The organism is Streptomyces sp. NPDC006711 (assembly GCF_042869775.1).
Taxonomy (GTDB): Bacteria; Actinomycetota; Actinomycetes; order Streptomycetales; family Streptomycetaceae; genus Streptomyces.
Genome location: NZ_JBIAGO010000002.1, coordinates 637,187 through 652,902, shown reverse-complemented (window position 1 = coordinate 652,902; position 15,716 = coordinate 637,187). Strand labels below are relative to the sequence as shown.

Sequence of the window (15,716 nt, the reverse complement as noted above, 5' to 3'; positions counted from 1 at the left end):
CGCGTCCGTGTCGGCGTCTGCGTCCGCTTCGGCGGCCGTGTCCGCGACCGCCATGCCGCCCGCGCCGCCGGCGAGCAAGGGCTCCGCGCTGCTGCGCAGCAGCGCGCTGATGGCCGCAGGCTCCATCGTCTCGCGCGCGACCGGCTTCGTCCGCTCGGCGGTGATCGCGGCGGCGCTCGGCGTCGGGCTGCTCGGCGACGGCTACGCGGTGGCCAACAACGTCCCCAACATCCTCTACATGCTGCTCATCGGCGGCACCCTCAACGCCGTCTTCGTGCCCGAGCTGGTGCGCGCCGCCAAGGAGCACGCGGATGGCGGCGCGGCCTACACCGACCGGCTCATGACGGCCTGCGCCTGCGCGCTCGTGGTGGCCACGGCGCTCGCCGTGCTCGCCGCCCCCTGGATCGTGCACGGCTACACCGACTACAGCGGCGCCCAGGCCGGCCTCACCATCGCGCTGGCCCGCTACTGCCTGCCGCAGATCCTCTTCTACGGACTGTTCACGCTGTTCGGCCAAGTCCTCAACGCGCGCGGCAGGTTCGGCGCCATGATGTGGACGCCGGTCCTCAACAACATCGTGGTCATCGGGGTGTTCGGGCTCTACCTGGCCCTCGCGGCCGGTGGCAGGGGAACCCTGAGCGCGGGCGACGCGCGGCTGCTCGGCTGGGGCACCACGGCGGGCATCGCCGTCCAGGCCCTGGCCCTGGTGCCCGCGCTGCGCTCGGCCGGGTTCCGCTGGCGCCCGCGCTTCGACTGGCGCGGCCACGGCCTCGGCAGGCCGCTGAAGTCGGCGGGCTGGGCGGTGCTGCTCATCGTCTCCAACCAGCTCGCCTACTGGGTGGTGACCCGCCTGTCCACCACCGCGGGCGCCGAGGCGGTGCGCGAGGGCGTCGGCGGGGGAGCGGGCTACACCGCGTACACCAACGCCTACGTGCTCTGGATGGTGCCGCACGGCATCGTCACCGTGTCCCTGGTCACCGCCCTGATGCCCAGGATGAGCGGGGCGTCGGCCGACGGCGACCTCGCGCGGGTGCGGCGCGACCTGTCGTACGCCCTGCGCACCTGCGCCGCCGTGATCGTCCCCGCGGCCTGCGCCCTGTTCGCGCTCGCGCCCTGGATCCTCGGCTCGGTCTACGAGTACGGCGAGACCGGCGCCGGTGACATCACGGTGATGGCGGGCATGCTCATGGCGTTCGCACCGGGCCTGATCGCGCTCTCGGGCCAGTACGTCCTGTCGCGCGGCTTCTACGCCCTGGGCGACACCCGCACCCCCTTCCTGCTCAACCTCGTCATCGCCGGGCTCAACGCAGCGCTGACCGCCGTCGCCTATGTCGCGCTGCCCGCGCGCTGGGCGGTGACCGGGATGGCCGGCGCCTACTCGGTGGCGTTCTTCGCGGGGCTCGCCGCCACCGCCGTCACCCTCAACCGCAGGCTCGGGGGCGGCTCGCTGCCGCGCTCGCCGGCAGTCCTCGCCCATCTGCGGCTGCTGCTGGCCTGTGTGCCCGCCGGGGCGCTCGGCTACGCGGCGGCCCGCGCCTGCGATGGGTTCGGCAGCGTCGCGGCGGCCGGCGCGGGGTGCGTCGTCCTCGTCGTCGTCCTCGCCCTGCTCGCCCGGCCGCTCGGTCTCACCGACATCAACGCCGTCCTCGACAAGGTGCGAGGCGGCCGCCGCCGCCGCGGCAGACATCGAGCCCGGTGACGGTAGGGACCACCACCCTTGGGATACTGACGCCTATGCCTCGCGTGCTCCTCATCGAAGACGACCCCTCGGTACGCGAAGGGGTCGAACTCGGGCTTCGCCGGCGCGGCCACGAGGTGCGGACGGCCGGGACCGGCGAAGCGGGGCTCGCCTCACTCACGTCCTTCCAGCCCGAACTCGTCCTGCTCGACCTGATGCTGCCCGGCATGAACGGCGTCCAGGTCTGCCGCCGGATACGCGAGACCAGCCAGCTGCCGATCATCATGCTCACCGCGCGCGGCGACGACTTCGACGTGGTGATCGGACTGGAAGCGGGCGCCGACGACTACATCGTCAAGCCCGCCCGCACCGAGGTGATCGAGGCCCGCATCCGCGCCGTGCTGCGCCGCCTGGCCGACCCGGTCGTCCGCTCGGGCCCGGAGTTCCACGGCGAGCTCGCCCTCGACCGGGCCGGCCTGAGCGCGGCCAAGAACGGCGAGCGCCTGGCCCTCGCCCCGTCCGAACTGAAGCTCCTGCTGCACCTCGCGGCCTCGCCCGAGCAGGTCTTCAGCCGCCAGCAGCTCCTGGAGTCGGTGTGGGAGCACAGCTACCACGGCGACGCCCGGCTGGTCGACGCCTGTGTGCGGCGGCTGCGGCAGAAACTCGGCGACAGCGCGGGACCCGACGGCGCGCCCCGCTACATCCAGACCGTACGCGGATTCGGCTACCGCTTCGGACCGCTGTGAGGTTCCCGGGCCGCCGCGCCCTGCGCCCGGGTCTGCGCACCCGGCTGATCGCCGCGTTCCTCCTGGTGGCCGCGGTCAGCGCGCTCACCACGGCGGCCCTCACCTACCAGTCGGCCCGCTCGGCCATCCTCAAGCAGGCCCAGGACCAGGCCGTCGAGCAGTTCCGCGAGCAGATAGCCAACGAGTACTTCACGCTGCCCACCTCCACCCAGGCGTTGCAGAACGCCTGCCGCACCCTGGCCAGGGCCGGCAAGCCGCACCCGTGGTTCGTCTTCGCCGAGTACGGCACCCTGCGCGCCTCCTCCACCAACCGGCCCACCTCCACCGTCGTCACCGACGAGCTGCGCCGCCAGACCCACGCCAACGCGCACGGCTCCTTCCAGCGGGTGATCCAGGACGGCACCCCGTATCTGACCATCGGCATGCCGGTCATGTTCGACCGGGGTGCCCTGGGCGACCAGCGCAGCGGGGTCTATCTCTACGCCGTGATGGACCTCAAGACGGAGAGCATCACCATCGACGCGATGGTCTCGGCCGCCAAGAACGGCGCGCTGCCCGCGCTCGCCGTCGCCGTGGTGCCCGCGCTGCTCGCCGCCCGCAGCGTGCTGCGCCCCGTGCGCGATCTGCGGCGGGCGGCGAGCAGCATGGGCAAGGGCAGGCTCGACACCCGTATCGAGGTCAAGGGGTCGGACGAACTCGCCGATCTGGCTCTGACGTTCAACGAGTCGGCCGGCGAACTGGAGCGCTCGGTGAGGGAGTTGCAGAAGGCCGAGGCGCGGGCCCGGCGGTTCGCCTCGGACGTCTCGCACGAACTGCGCACCCCGCTGGCCGGCATGCTGGCGGTGACGGAGGTCCTGGACGAGGACGCCGGCGGACTCGACCCGGACACCGCGCGCGCCGTACGGCTGATCTCGGCGGAGACCGGCAAGCTCGCCACCCTCGTCGAGGACCTGATGGAGATCTCCCGCTTCGACGCCAAGGCGGCCGAGCTCAACACCGACGAGGTGGACGTCGCCGAGACCATCGCCAAGACCCTCCAGCGGCGCCACTGGCAGGACCGGGTCTCAACCGAACTCCCGCCCGGTGTAAGGGCGATGATCGACCCGAGGCGCTTCGACATCGTGGTGGCCAACCTCGTGGGGAACGCCCTGCGGCACGGCTCGGAGCCGGTGACCGTGCGGCTGCGCCCGGGCGTCGGGGACGGGCCGCTGGTCATCGAGGTCACCGATGCGGGGCCGGGCATCGCCGAGGCCGTGCTGCCGCACATCTTCGACCGTTTCTTCAAGGCGGACGCGGCCCGGACCCGCTCGGCCGGCAGCGGCCTCGGCCTGGCGATCACCCTGGAGAACGTACGGCTGCACGGCGGCACGCTCGGCGCTGCCAACGCGCCCGGCGGCGGCGCAGTCTTCACCGTCGAACTGCCCACCGGTCTCGGCGCGTCCGTGCCCGTGGAGGCGGCGCCATGAGGTTCAAGGCCGCCCGGCCCCGCGCGCTGGCCGCCGGACCCCGCGCGCTGGCCGCGCTCGCCCTGCTGCCCGCGCTGCTCGCCGGCTGCGGCATCCAGTCCACCGGTGTGATCGCGGTCGGGGACCCGGCGAGCGCGCAGGCCATGCCGCCCGCCGACGACGGCACGGTGCTCTACTTCGTGGGCCCCGACGGACTGATGCCCGTGGTGCGCGAGGGCCATGCCAAGCCCCCGCTGCCGCTGCTCTTCGCGGGCCCGAACGCCGACGAACGGGCGGTCGGTCTGCGCACCGAACTCCCTTCGCTGAGCGGCCCGTTCGGGATGGCCGTGGTCGAGGGCGGCGTGACGATCACGCTTAATCAGGACGTCTCCGGTCTCTCCACGCTCGCCCGGCGCCAGATCGCCTGCACCGTCCTGCGCGCGGTGGCGCGCGGCGCGAAGCTGCGGGTGACGCTCCGGGGGAGCGGCCCTGGCGGCCCGGTCGGTCCGCTGGCCTGCGAGGGCTGACCGGGAGTGCTTGCCTCCCGCACCTCGTTGACCTCAATTCAGTAAACCCGTGGGTAACACTCTGGCGCCGGGGCCGCGGACGGACCAAGCTCTGCGTGTGGAGAATTCAGCCGACGCGACGCGGCCCCTTGCCGCCCCGATCGTCCTGCGGCTGCGGCGCCCCGTGACCTGGGTTCCGCTCGCCGCCCTCGTGGTCACCGTCATCTGGTGGCTCGCCGTCGCCTCCGTCCTGGACGGCCCCAACGGCGACGTGGCGGGCTCGGTGATGGCCGTGGCGGGCGTGGCCCTGACGGCCTTCGCCGCCCTCCTCGCGGGCTATCTGCTGCGCCCGCTGCGCATCGAGGTGGACGCCGACACCTTCACCGTGCGGCTGCCGACCTGGCTCGCCGGGCGCGTCGACTGGGACGAGGTGGACGCGGTGAGCGCGGTCGCCGTGCGGGCCGGCCCCAAAGTGCGCCGCTTCCTCGTGGTCGATCTGCGCTCCCCCGCGCTGCCCCGGGTCAGCCGGCCCCGCGCCATGTACCGGCGGCTCGGGTCCGTGCTCACCCCGGACGGCGGCGCCCACGGGCTCTGCTTCGAGGAGCAGGTCTTCGCCTTCGACGCCGTCGAAGTCCTCGCCCGAGTGAGGCGGTTCGCGCCGGCCGAGGTCACCGTCGAGGACCGTACGGACCGGCCAAGTGGCAGTCCCTGGGAGTTCTGACCGGCTTATTGCCTCGTGGCAGGGCGAGCGCCACCGTGTACGCGTACGTCCCGCACGCCGTCCGCCCCACCGCGAGCCGTACGCCTACGACCGCCGTCCACAAACGGAGTGCACATGGCCGGATTCACGCTGCCCCACACCCTCCACGGCGACGGCCCGCACCGGGTGGTCGCCGTGCACGGCTGGCTCGCCGACCGGAGCGACTTCGCCGCCGTGCTGCCCGACCTGGACGCCGCCGTCTTCACCTACGCCTTCGTCGACCTGCGCGGCTACGGCGAGGCCAAGGGCGCCCCCGGCGCGTTCACCACGAGCGAGGGCGCCGAGGACATACTGGCGCTCGCCGACCGGCTCGGCTGGCACCGCTTCTCGCTGATCGGGCACTCGATGGGCGGGGCCGTCGTGCAGCGCGTCCTGGCCGCCGCCCCCGACCGGGTGCGGCGCATGGTCGGGATAGCGCCGGTCCCCGCGAGCGGCATGCCGATGGAGCGGGACATGCGGGCGATGTTCACCGCCGCCGCCGAGCAGCCCGCCAAGCGCCGGGCCATCATCGACCTCACCACCGGCGGCAACCGCCCCGACGCCTGGCTCGACCGGATGACCTGGCGTTCGCTGGAGCGCAGCGACCCCAAGGCCTTCCGCGCCTGGTTCGAGTCGTGGGCGGGCGAGGACTTCCACGAGGAGACCGAGGGCTCACCCGTGCCCGCCCTCGCGGTGGCCGGAGCGCTCGATCCGGCCATCAACTCCGCCTTCCTGCGCGGCACATGGATGCGCTGGTACCCGGCGGGCGAACTGGTAGAACTGCCCCTGGCCGGGCACCACCCCATGGACGAGTCGCCGCTGGACCTGATCCGCACGGTCGAGGACTTCCTGCGGGCCGACCATGTCTGATGCCGACCATGTCTGAGGACATCCGCGAGGCCGCCGCGCCCGACGTCTTCGACCCGCGCCGCTACGCGACGGGACCGCCCTACGCCGCCTACCGCGAACTGCGCGATCACCGGCCGGTCTCCTGGCAGGCCGAGCCCGCCGTGCTCGGCTGGCCGGCCGGCCCGGGCTTCTGGGCCGTCACCCGCCACGCCGACGTCGTAGGAGTCCTGAAGGACGCGGGCACCTTCTCCTCCGCCGTCGGCGCCACCCAGATCCGCGACCCCGACCCCGCCGACCTGCTTTTCATCCGGCGCATGATGCTCAACCAGGACCCCGCCACGGCAGGTGCGCCGGGTGGCGGCGGCGCGGACAAGGACCACGGCCGGCTGCGCCGCCTGGTGAGCCGCGCCTTCACGCCGGGCCGCGTCGAGCACTTCGAGGCGCAGGCACGTGAGCGGGCCCGCGCCCTGCTGAGAGCCGCGCGCGAGGGTGCCGAGGACGGCGTGTGCGACCTGGTCGCCGCCGTCACCGACGACTACGCGCTGCTCAACCTCACCGACCTGCTTGGGGTGCCGCCGGACGACCGGGGTCTCCTGCTGGAGTGGACCGAACGCGTCATCGCCTACCAGGACCCGGACGAACCCCCGGTCCTCGGCCCCGACGGGCGGCCGGTCAACCCCCGCTCACCCGCGATGCTGGCCGAGATGTTCGCGTACGCCCAGGAGCTCGCCGCCCACAAGCGCGAGCGGCCGGGCGACGACCTCATGACCGCGCTCGCCCACGGCGGGCTCGGCGACGCCGAGCTGGAGATGTTCTTCTTCCTCCTGACGGTGGCCGGCAACGACACGGTGCGCGCCGCCGCGCCCGGCGGGTTTTTGGCACTGGCCCAACACCCGGACGAGTACGGCGAGTTGCTGGGAGGTCAGGTGGCGGTCGCCGGGGCGGTCGAGGAGCTGCTGCGCTGGCATCCGCCGGTCCTGAGCTTCCGGCGCACCGCCCGCCGGGACACCGTGCTCGCGGGCCGGCCCATCGCGGCCGGGGACAAGGTGGTCGTCTTCCACGCCTCCGCCAACCGCGACGAACGCGTCTTCACCGACCCGGACCGCCTGGACCTCGCCCGCACCCCCAACCCGCACGTCTCCTTCGGCGACGGCCCGCACGTCTGCCTCGGCGCCCACTTCGCCCGACTGCAACTGAGGGTGCTGCACGAGGAGGCGCTGCGCGTGCTGCCCCGAACGGAAGTGGCGGGTCCACCACGCCGGCTCGTCTCGAACTTCATCAACGGCATCAAGGCACTGCCCCTGCGCGTGAGCTGACCCGATGTCCGGCGCGGCCCGACCCGGCGTGCTCATGACGTGAGCCCGCGCACGGAGTTACGCTGCGCGGACGTTCGCCCTACGGGAGGTACGCATGCGTCGCCCTGCTGCCCGCGCCCTGTCCCTGCTCGCGGCGGCCGCCGCCGTGGTGGCCTCGGTCGCCGCCGCGCCGCCCACGACCGCCGCCCCGCCCGGCAGGTCCCCGGCCAAGGTGCCGGAGGCCGTCGGCTACGGGGGAGCGGTGTCCAGCGTGGACGCCGACGCCTCCGCCGCGGGCCTGCGGGTCCTCAAGGACGGCGGCAACGCGGTGGACGCGGCCGTCGCCACCGCCGCCGCCCTCGGCGTCACCGAGCCGTACTCCGCGGGCATCGGCGGAGGCGGTTACTTCGTCTACTACGACGCGGCGTCCCGCTCCGTGCACACCATCGACGGCCGCGAGACCGCCCCCGCGTCGGCCACCTCCTCGCTCTTCCTGGAGGACGGCCGGCCGCTGCCCTTCGCCGACGCCGTGACCAGCGGCCTCAGCGTCGGCACCCCCGGCACCGCCGCCACCTGGGACCGGGCCCTGCGCGCCTGGGGCAGCAAGTCGCTCGGCACGCTCCTGAAGCCCGCCGAACGGATCGCGCGCGACGGTTTCACCGTCGACGCCACCTTCCGCTCGCAGACCAAGGACAACCAGGACCGCTTCGCCGACTTCCCCGACACCGCCGAGCTGTTCCTGCCCGGCGGACAGCTCCCCGTGGTCGGCTCCACCTTCAAGAACCCCGATCTGGCCCGCACCTACGAGGAGTTGGGCCGCAAGGGCATCGACGCCCTCTACCGGGGCGACCTCGGCGAGGACATCGTCCGTACGGTACGCAATCCGCCCGTCGATCCCGCATCGGGGCGCACGGTGCGCCGGGGTGACCTGACCACGCGGGACCTGCGGGCCTACGGTGCCAAGTACCAGGCGCCCACCGAGGTGAACTACCGGGGGCTCGACGTGTACGGCATGGCGCCGTCGAGTTCCGGCGGCACGACGGTCGGCGAAGCGCTCAACATCCTGGAGCGGACCGATCTGTCGAAGGCGTCGGACGTGCAGTACCTGCACCACTACATCGAGGCGAGCCGCATCGCGTTCGCGGACCGGGGCCGCTGGGTCGGCGACGCGGCGTTCGAGAACGTACCGACCAAGTCCCTGCTCTCGCAGCGCTTCGCCGACTCACGGGCCTGCCTGATCAAGGACGACGCCGTCCTGACCAGTCCCCTCGCGGCCGGCGACCCGCGCCACCCCGAGCAGTGCGGGTCCACCGGGCCCGCCGCCGAGACTACGTATGAGGGCGACAACACCACCCACCTCACCGTGGCCGACAAGTGGGGCAACGTCGTCGCGTACACGCTGACCATCGAGCAGACCGGCGGCAGCGCGATGACCGTGCCGGGCCGTGGCTTCCTGCTCAACAACGAGCTGACCGACTTCTCCTTCGCCCCGGCCAACCCGGCGGTGCACGACCCGAACCTGCCCGGGCCCGGAAAGCGGCCGCGCTCGTCCATCTCGCCGACCATCGTGCTCGACCGGCACGCGAAGCCGGTGCTCGCGCTCGGCTCGCCCGGCGGCGCGACGATCATCACCACCGTGCTCCAGACGCTGATCAACCACCTGGACCGGGACATGCCGCTCGTCGACGCGATCGCGGCGCCCCGCGCCAGCCAGCGCAACGCCGCGCGGACCGAGCTGGAACCCGCGCTCTACGACAGCCCGCTGCGGGGCCGTCTCGAAGCGCTCGGCCACTCCTTCTCGCTCAACCCCGAGATCGGCGCGGCGACCGGAGTGCAGCGCCTGCCCGACGGGCGCTGGCTCGCGGCCGCCGAGAAGGTGCGCCGGGGCGGCGGCTCCGCCCTCGTGGTCCATCCGAGTGGAAAGCAGTAACCCCTTCCCGGGGGCATGGAGGGGGCCACTGGCCGGGAGCTGAACGGCCCCGGGCCAGTGGCCCCTTGCCGAAGAAGGCGGTGAACGGGTCACGGTGGTGAGGCGGAAAGGGCGAGCGGCGGGTAAAGGACCTTGTCCGAACAGAAGGGTCCTCCCGTGCGCTCCAGAACGCTCGCCCTCGCCGCCGCTTGCGGCGCCGCCCTGCTCGCCGCGGCGCTCCCCGCCTCCGCGCAGGGCGTCCGTGTCCTTCCCCGGCGGGCCCTGGCCGGCGAGGGCACGGTCAGCGCGGCCGCTCTCCTCGCCAAGGTGACCGGCTGCGCCCCCCTCTCGCACGGCAAGTACCGTATGGACGCCGGAGCTCCGCGCACCGTGCCGGTGTGCGGAGCCAAGGGCGCCGTCTTCTGGAAGGCGGACCTGGACGTGGACTGCGACGGGCAGAGCGGCGCGGTCTGCAACAGGCGGACGGACCCGTACTTCCAGCCCGACACCCGCTTCCACCAGAGCGACGACAAGCCGCTCGACGCGGCGAAGCTGCCCTACGTCGTCGTGCCCAAGCCCAGCCGCGTGTGGGACTACGGCACATCCGGGATCAAGGGGGGCGGGGTCGCCGCCGTCATCCACGGCGACAAGGTCGCCTACGCCGTGGTCGGCGACACCGGACCCAAGGACACCATCGGTGAGGCGTCGTACGCCACCGCCAAGGCGCTGGGCCTCGATCCCGATCCGAGGACGGGCGGGGCCGAATCGGACGTCACCTACATCCTGTTCAAGGACTCCGAGGCCATTCCGATCGAGGAGCACAGCGCGGCGGTGTCGCTGGGCGACGAGCTGGCGCAGCACTTCCTCGCCAACAACTGACGGAGCGTCAACTCCGGGAGGCTGGGCGGCGCTTGGTGTCGGCCGGAGCCGCTAGAGGCGCGTGAGGACGCGGGGGCCCGCGTCGGTGATGGCGACCGTGTGCTCCGCGTGGGCCGCCCTCGCCCCGCTCACGGTGCGCAGGGTCCACCCGTCGGCCGCCGGGTAGTACGCGTCGCTCCCGTCGCCGATCACCATCGGCTCGATCGCGAGCACCATTCCGTGCCGCAGCACCATGCCGCGCCCGGGCCGGCCCTCGTTGGGCACGCCCGGGTCCTCGTGCATGTCCCGGCCGATGCCGTGGCCGGCGAACCCGTCGGGGATGCCGTAGCCGGCCTCGCGGCAGACCCGTCCGATCGCGTGCGCGATGTCGCCGATGCGGTTGCCCACCAGCGCGGCGGCGATCCCGGCGTCCAGCGCCCTGAACGCCGTCTCGACGAGCGCGGTGTCCTCGGGCCGTGCCCGGCCCACCGTGAAGCTGATCGCCGAGTCGCCGGCCCAGCCGTCGAGCAGCGCCCCGTAATCCACGCTGACCAGGTCGCCGTCGCGCAGCACGTAGTCGTCCGGGATGCCGTGCACGATGGCGTCGTTGACGGAGACGCAGGCCGTCGCAGGGAAGGGGACCGGCGCGAACTCCGGGTGGTAGTCGAGGAAGGGCGAGGTGGCGCCCGCCTTCTCCAGCACCTCGCGCGCCGCCGCGTCCAGTGCGCGCAGGCTCACCCCGACGTCGGCCGCCTCCCGGGCCGCGGCCAGCGCCTGGGCCACCACCCGCCCCGCCTCACGCATCGCGTCCATCTGCTGGTCACTCTTGATCTTCACCATGGCCATTACTATACCGGTATTTAAATGGTGTCCGCTCACGGGGTCGCGCACGGGGCCGCCCGCGGGGTCGCGCACGGACCCGCGTTTTCCGGTGTCCTTCCCGGCGGCGGGGCTAGAATCGGCGCATGGTCCGCACCCCACTCACTCCGGAAGAGCGCGCACGCGGCGAGCGACTTGGCCGGCTGCTGCGAACCGCGCGGGGGGACCGCAGCATGCCGGAGATCGCGGCGGCGGCGGGGCTCTCCGCCGAGACGCTGCGCAAGATCGAGACGGGTCGCGCGCCGACCCCCGCGTTCTTCACCGTGGCCGCGCTCGCCTCGGTGCTGGGCCTGTCCATGGACGAGATCGTGTCCGACTGCGCGGCGCCGCCCGCCGTCGCGGCGTGAGGGCGCCGAACTGCCGTACCCCCGAAGGGCCCCCGAAAGGCGCTGCCCGCCGGGCGGAATCCGACGTTCGCGAGGCGGCTTTCCGGACGAGTTCAACAGAATGTTGAAATAGGGGATTGAGCCATGGGGTGAGGTGGGCATGGTCCCTGGCAATGGACACGACCACCCGCACCCGGCCGGGGCCGCGCCCCGGACCGCCCGCCGCCTTCTTCGACGTCGAGGGCACGCTCCTCGCCGCGCCGGACCTGGCCGGGCTCACCCTGCCGCTCGGCCGGCTCTGGCATCCGCCGGTCCTCGCCGCGCTGCACGGCCACGCCGCGCTCGGGCATCTCGTCGTCCTGATCGCCCGCGCGGGCGCCGCCGACGTCGCGCCGATAGCCCGCGCCCTCGCGCCCGATGTCGTGCTCTGCTCCCGCCCGCGCGCCCCCATGACCGGGCAGGGCAAGGGATACGCGGCCCGCGCCCTGCTGCGTGAGCGCGGCATCCCGGCCGCCCGCTGCTACGCGTACGCGGACGAGGCCGCCGACCTGCCGCTGCTCGCCGAGGTGGGGCACCCCGTGGTGGTCGGCGAGGACCCGGTCCTGCTGCGCCACGCCCGGCGCGGCAACTGGGGGCGCCTTTCGGGGCCCGGCCCCTTGGGGAGGTGACGGTGTGTCAGATCTGGGGGCTCCGGTCACCCCCCGGTTGACCTGTGGCGCCACGATCAGCCCCGCCGAAGCCGCGATGGTCTTGCCACGGTGCGTGACGCGCCTTACGGTCGCATCCACACACGGATCTACGCGTGTGGATTTGGCTGGCTGACAACCCGTCGAAGGAGCAGCTCATGGCCAATGTCGTGCGTGCCGCTCTGGTCCAGGCGACCTGGACCGGCGACACCGAATCCATGATCTCCAAGCATGAGGAACACGCCCGTGAGGCGGCCCGGCAGGGCGCGAAGATCATCGGCTTCCAGGAGGTGTTCAACGCCCCCTACTTCTGCCAGGTGCAGGAGGCCGAGCACTACCGCTGGGCCGAGCCCGTCCCGGACGGCCCCACCGTCACCCGGATGAGGGAACTCGCGCGAGAGACCGGCATGGTGATCGTCGTCCCGGTCTTCGAGATCGAGGGCGAGGGGTTCTACTACAACACCGCCGCCGTCATCGACGCCGACGGCAGCTACCTCGGCAAGTACCGCAAGCACCACATCCCCCAGGTCAAGGGGTTCTGGGAGAAGTACTACTTCAAGCCGGGCAACCTCGGCTGGCCCGTCTTCGACACGGCCGTCGGCAAGGTCGGCGTGTACATCTGCTACGACCGCCACTTCCCCGAGGGCTGGCGCCAACTCGGCCTCAACGGAGCTCAGTTGGTCTACAACCCCTCCGCCACCTCGCGCGGCCTCTCCGGCTACCTGTGGCAACTGGAACAGCCCGCCTCCGCCGTCGCCAACGAGTACTTCATCGCCGCGATCAACCGGGTCGGCCGCGAGGAGTACGGCGACAACGACTTCTACGGCACCAGCTACTTCGTGGACCCGCGCGGCCAGTTCGTCGGCGAGGTGGCCAGTGACAAGGAGGAGGAACTGCTGGTACGGGACCTCGACTTCGGCCTCATCGAAGAGGTCCGCCAGCAGTGGGCGTTCTACCGCGACCGCCGTCCCGACGCCTACGAAGGGCTGGTGCGCCCGTGACCCGCAGCCTCCACGACCGCCACCGCGCGGTCCTGCCCGACTGGCTCGCGCTCTACTACCGCGAGCCCATCGAGATCACCCACGGCGAGGGCCGCCACGTCTGGGACGCGAGCGGCAAGAAGTACCTGGACTTCTTCGGCGGCATCCTCACCACGATGACCGCCCACGCCCTGCCCGAGGTCACCAAGGCCGTCGCCGAACAGGCCGGCCGCATCATCCACTCCTCCACCCTCTACCTCGACCGCCCCATGGTCGAACTGGCCGAACGCATCGCCCAATTGTCCGGCATCCCCGACGCCCGGGTCTTCTTCACCACCTCGGGCACCGAGGCCAACGACACCGCCCTGCTGCTCGCGACCGCCCACCGACGCTCCAGCCAGATCCTCGCGATGCGCAACAGCTACCACGGCCGTTCCTTCAGCGCGGTCGGGATCACCGGCAACCGCTCCTGGTCCCCGACCAGCCTCTCGCCGCTCCAGACGCTGTACGTGCACGGAGGGGTACGCACCCGGGGACCCTACGCCCATCTCAGCGACGCCCAGTTCATCGAGGCGTGCGTCGCCGACCTCGAAGACCTCCTCGGACACACCCGCGACGTGGCCGCCCTGATCGCCGAACCCATCCAGGGCGTCGGCGGGTTCACCTCACCGCCCGACGGCCTGTACGCCGCCTTCCGCGAGGTCCTGAACCGGCACGGCATCCTGTGGATCACCGACGAGGTGCAGACCGGCTGGGGCCGCACCGGCGACCACTTCTGGGGCTGGCAGGCCCACGCCGACAGCGGCCCGCCCGACATCCTGACCTTCGCCAAGGGCATCGGCAACGGCATGTCCATCGGCGGCGTCGTGGCCCGCGCCGACGTCATGAACTGCCTGGACAGCAACTCGATCTCGACCTTCGGCGGCTCCCCGGTCACCATGGCCGCGGGCCTCGCCAACCTGGGCCACCTCCTCGAACACGACCTCCAGGGCAACGCCCGGCGCGTGGGCGGACTGCTCATCGAGCGACTGCGCGCGATCGGCGCCCAGCTGCCCATCGTGCGCGAGGTACGCGGCCGGGGCCTGATGGCCGGCATCGAACTGGTGCGGCCCGGCACCGACCAGGCCGACCCGCAAGCGGCAGCGGCGGTCCTGGAAGCCGCCCGCGAAGGCGGCCTCCTCATCGGCAAGGGCGGCGGCCACGACACCAGCGTGCTGCGTCTCGCGCCACCCCTCTCGCTCACCGTCGCGGAGGCCGAGGAGGGCGCCGCCATCCTCGAACGCGCCCTGCGCGCCGTGTAATCCGGGGCCGACGCGGCCGCTCGCGCGTGCGCGTACCCAAGGGGTTCTCACCCGGGCTCGGGGAAGGAGACACGACCAGCATGACCCGCACACTGATCACGGGCGGCCTCGTCATCACGGCCGCCGAGGAAGTCCACGCCGACGTACTCATCGAGGGCGGCCGGATCGCCGCCCTCGCCGCGCCGGGCAGCCAGCACTGGAGCGCGGACCGCGTCATCGACGCCACCGACACCTATGTCATCCCGGGCGGTGTCGACGCGCACACCCACATGGAACTGCCCTTCGGCGGCACCTTCGCCTCGGACACCTTCGAGACGGGAACACGGGCCGCGGCCTGGGGCGGCACCACCACCATCGTCGACTTCGCCGTGCAGTCGGTGGGCCGCTCGCTCACCGAGGGCTTCGACACCTGGATGGAGAAGGCGAACGGCCGGTGCGCGATCGACTACGGCTTCCACATGATCGTCTCCGATGTGAACGACGCGACGCTGAGGGAGATGGACGGCCTGGTCGCCCAGGGCGTGACCTCCTTCAAGCTGTTCACCGCCTACCCGGGCGTCTTCTACAGCGACGACGGCCAGATCCTGCGCGCGATGCAGCAGGCGTCGGGCAACGGCGGCCTGATCATGGCGCACGCGGAGAACGGCCTCGCCATCGACGTCCTGGTCCAGCAGGCTCTGGCCCGGGGTGAGCGGGACCCGCGCCATCACGGCGAGGTGCGCAAGGTCCTGCTCGAGGCGGAGGCCACCCACCGGGTCATCCAGCTGGCCCGGGTCGCCGGAGCGCCCCTGTACGTCGTGCACGTCTCGGCCGACGAGGCGCTGTCCGAGATCGTCACGGCCCGCGACAAGGGCCTGCCCGTCTTCGGCGAGACCTGCCCGCAGTACCTGTTCCTGTCCACCGACAACCTCGCGGAGCCGGACTTCGAGGGGGCCAAGTACGTCTGCTCCACCCCGCTGCGCCCCCGCGAGCACCAAGCGGCCCTGTGGCGCGGCCTGCGCACCGACGACCTCCAGGTGGTCTCCACCGACCACTGCCCCTTCTGCTTCAGCGGCCAGAAGGAGCTCGGACGCGGCGACTTCTCCAAGATCCCCAACGGCCTGCCCGGGGTGGAGAACCGCATGGACCTCCTGCACCAGGGCGTGGTGGACGGGCACATCACCCGCCGCCGCTGGATCGAGATCGCCTGCGCCGCCCCGGCCCGGATGTTCGGCCTGTACGGCAGAAAGGGCACGATCGCACCGGGCGCCGACGCCGACGTGGTCATCTACGACCCCGCCGCCGAACAGACCCTCTCCGCCTCCACCCACCACATGAACGTCGACTACAGCGCCTACGAGGGCAAGCGCGTGCGGGGCAAGGTGCGCACCGTCCTGTCCCGGGGCGAAGTGATCATCGACAACGGCACCTACACCGGCCACGCGGGCCACGGGGCGTTCCTGCCGCGCGGGGTGACCCAGTACCTCGGGTGACCCTCCGGCCCGGGCCGGGCCAAGCCGGCCCGGGGGCGACGCGCGGC

At 72.5% G+C, this 15,716-nt stretch carries 15 protein-coding genes; 14 read left to right on the top strand and 1 reads right to left on the bottom strand.

The genetic code is table 11. The annotated features are described in order from the left end of the window. Positions 1 to 37: 37 nt before the first annotated feature. From murJ to ACFYM2_RS06855, 9 genes are all read left to right on the top strand, one after another. Positions 38 to 1,699 (top strand): murein biosynthesis integral membrane protein MurJ, encoded by a 1,662-nt coding sequence (gene murJ / locus ACFYM2_RS06895; RefSeq protein WP_388834000.1) that lies wholly within the window; start codon positions 38 to 40, stop codon positions 1,697 to 1,699. A gap of 35 nt (positions 1,700 to 1,734) precedes the next feature. Next, positions 1,735 to 2,424 (top strand): response regulator transcription factor, encoded by a 690-nt coding sequence (locus ACFYM2_RS06890; protein WP_359001865.1) that lies wholly within the window; start codon positions 1,735 to 1,737, stop codon positions 2,422 to 2,424. Then, a complete protein-coding gene (locus ACFYM2_RS06885) occupies positions 2,421 to 3,890 on the top strand; it encodes an ATP-binding protein (protein WP_388833997.1) in 1,470 nt (489 codons plus the stop codon). Before ACFYM2_RS06890 ends, ACFYM2_RS06885 begins: the two co-directional genes overlap by 4 nt. Next, positions 3,887 to 4,396: a hypothetical protein gene (locus tag ACFYM2_RS06880; protein ID WP_388833994.1), complete on the top strand. Its 510-nt coding sequence runs from the start codon at positions 3,887 to 3,889 to the stop codon at positions 4,394 to 4,396. The genes ACFYM2_RS06885 and ACFYM2_RS06880 overlap by 4 nt, the downstream gene beginning before the upstream one ends. A gap of 97 nt (positions 4,397 to 4,493) precedes the next feature. Further along, entirely contained in the window at positions 4,494 to 5,096 is a 603-nt protein-coding gene (locus ACFYM2_RS06875) for a hypothetical protein (protein WP_359001871.1), read from the top strand. Between the two features lie 114 nt (positions 5,097 to 5,210). Next, positions 5,211 to 5,984, top strand: coding sequence for an alpha/beta hydrolase (locus tag ACFYM2_RS06870; RefSeq protein ID WP_359001873.1), 774 nt, complete (start codon positions 5,211 to 5,213; stop codon positions 5,982 to 5,984). A gap of 8 nt (positions 5,985 to 5,992) precedes the next feature. Continuing rightward, positions 5,993 to 7,279, top strand: coding sequence for a cytochrome P450 (locus tag ACFYM2_RS06865; RefSeq protein ID WP_388833991.1), 1,287 nt, complete (start codon positions 5,993 to 5,995; stop codon positions 7,277 to 7,279). Between the two features lie 94 nt (positions 7,280 to 7,373). Continuing rightward, on the top strand, positions 7,374 to 9,188 hold the full coding sequence (gene ggt / locus ACFYM2_RS06860) for a gamma-glutamyltransferase (RefSeq protein WP_388833988.1): 1,815 nt from the start codon (positions 7,374 to 7,376) through the stop codon (positions 9,186 to 9,188). Between the two features lie 156 nt (positions 9,189 to 9,344). Beyond that, a complete protein-coding gene (locus ACFYM2_RS06855) occupies positions 9,345 to 10,046 on the top strand; it encodes a glycoside hydrolase family 75 protein (protein WP_359001879.1) in 702 nt (233 codons plus the stop codon). 51 nt (positions 10,047 to 10,097) lie between these two features. Here the strand turns inward: ACFYM2_RS06855 and map are convergent, their stop codons facing one another. Beyond that, positions 10,098 to 10,865: a type I methionyl aminopeptidase gene (gene map / locus ACFYM2_RS06850; RefSeq protein WP_359001881.1), complete on the bottom strand. Its 768-nt coding sequence runs from the start codon at positions 10,863 to 10,865 to the stop codon at positions 10,098 to 10,100. A gap of 125 nt (positions 10,866 to 10,990) precedes the next feature. Here map and ACFYM2_RS06845 point away from each other — a divergent pair, with 125 nt between their 5' ends. From ACFYM2_RS06845 to hydA, 5 genes are all read left to right on the top strand, one after another. Next, positions 10,991 to 11,251, top strand: a complete 261-nt coding sequence (locus ACFYM2_RS06845; RefSeq protein ID WP_350233466.1) for a helix-turn-helix transcriptional regulator — start codon at positions 10,991 to 10,993, stop codon at positions 11,249 to 11,251. A 152-nt stretch (positions 11,252 to 11,403) separates the two neighbouring features. Then, positions 11,404 to 11,898, top strand: a complete 495-nt coding sequence (locus ACFYM2_RS06840) for a haloacid dehalogenase-like hydrolase (RefSeq protein ID WP_359001885.1) — start codon at positions 11,404 to 11,406, stop codon at positions 11,896 to 11,898. A gap of 176 nt (positions 11,899 to 12,074) precedes the next feature. Next, positions 12,075 to 12,917, top strand: coding sequence for a nitrilase-related carbon-nitrogen hydrolase (locus ACFYM2_RS06835; protein WP_388460509.1), 843 nt, complete (start codon positions 12,075 to 12,077; stop codon positions 12,915 to 12,917). Further along, on the top strand, positions 12,914 to 14,197 hold the full coding sequence (locus ACFYM2_RS06830; RefSeq protein WP_359001889.1) for an aspartate aminotransferase family protein: 1,284 nt from the start codon (positions 12,914 to 12,916) through the stop codon (positions 14,195 to 14,197). Before ACFYM2_RS06835 ends, ACFYM2_RS06830 begins: the two co-directional genes overlap by 4 nt. An 80-nt stretch (positions 14,198 to 14,277) precedes the next feature. Next, a complete protein-coding gene (gene hydA, locus ACFYM2_RS06825; RefSeq protein ID WP_388833985.1) occupies positions 14,278 to 15,669 on the top strand; it encodes a dihydropyrimidinase in 1,392 nt (463 codons plus the stop codon). Positions 15,670 to 15,716: the final 47 nt, after the last annotated feature.

Coding starts and splice junctions, on each gene's coding strand:
- ACFYM2_RS06890 (WP_359001865.1), top strand. CDS start 1,735: ATGCCTCGCGTGCTCCTCATCGAAGACGACCCCTCGGTACGCGAAGGG.
- ACFYM2_RS06880 (WP_388833994.1), top strand. CDS start 3,887: ATGAGGTTCAAGGCCGCCCGGCCCCGCGCGCTGGCCGCCGGACCCCGC.
- ACFYM2_RS06870 (WP_359001873.1), top strand. CDS start 5,211: ATGGCCGGATTCACGCTGCCCCACACCCTCCACGGCGACGGCCCGCAC.
- ACFYM2_RS06865 (WP_388833991.1), top strand. CDS start 5,993: ATGTCTGAGGACATCCGCGAGGCCGCCGCGCCCGACGTCTTCGACCCG.
- ggt (WP_388833988.1), top strand. CDS start 7,374: ATGCGTCGCCCTGCTGCCCGCGCCCTGTCCCTGCTCGCGGCGGCCGCC.
- map (WP_359001881.1), bottom strand. CDS start 10,865: ATGGTGAAGATCAAGAGTGACCAGCAGATGGACGCGATGCGTGAGGCG.
- ACFYM2_RS06845 (WP_350233466.1), top strand. CDS start 10,991: ATGGTCCGCACCCCACTCACTCCGGAAGAGCGCGCACGCGGCGAGCGA.
- ACFYM2_RS06840 (WP_359001885.1), top strand. CDS start 11,404: ATGGACACGACCACCCGCACCCGGCCGGGGCCGCGCCCCGGACCGCCC.
- ACFYM2_RS06835 (WP_388460509.1), top strand. CDS start 12,075: ATGGCCAATGTCGTGCGTGCCGCTCTGGTCCAGGCGACCTGGACCGGC.
- hydA (WP_388833985.1), top strand. CDS start 14,278: ATGACCCGCACACTGATCACGGGCGGCCTCGTCATCACGGCCGCCGAG.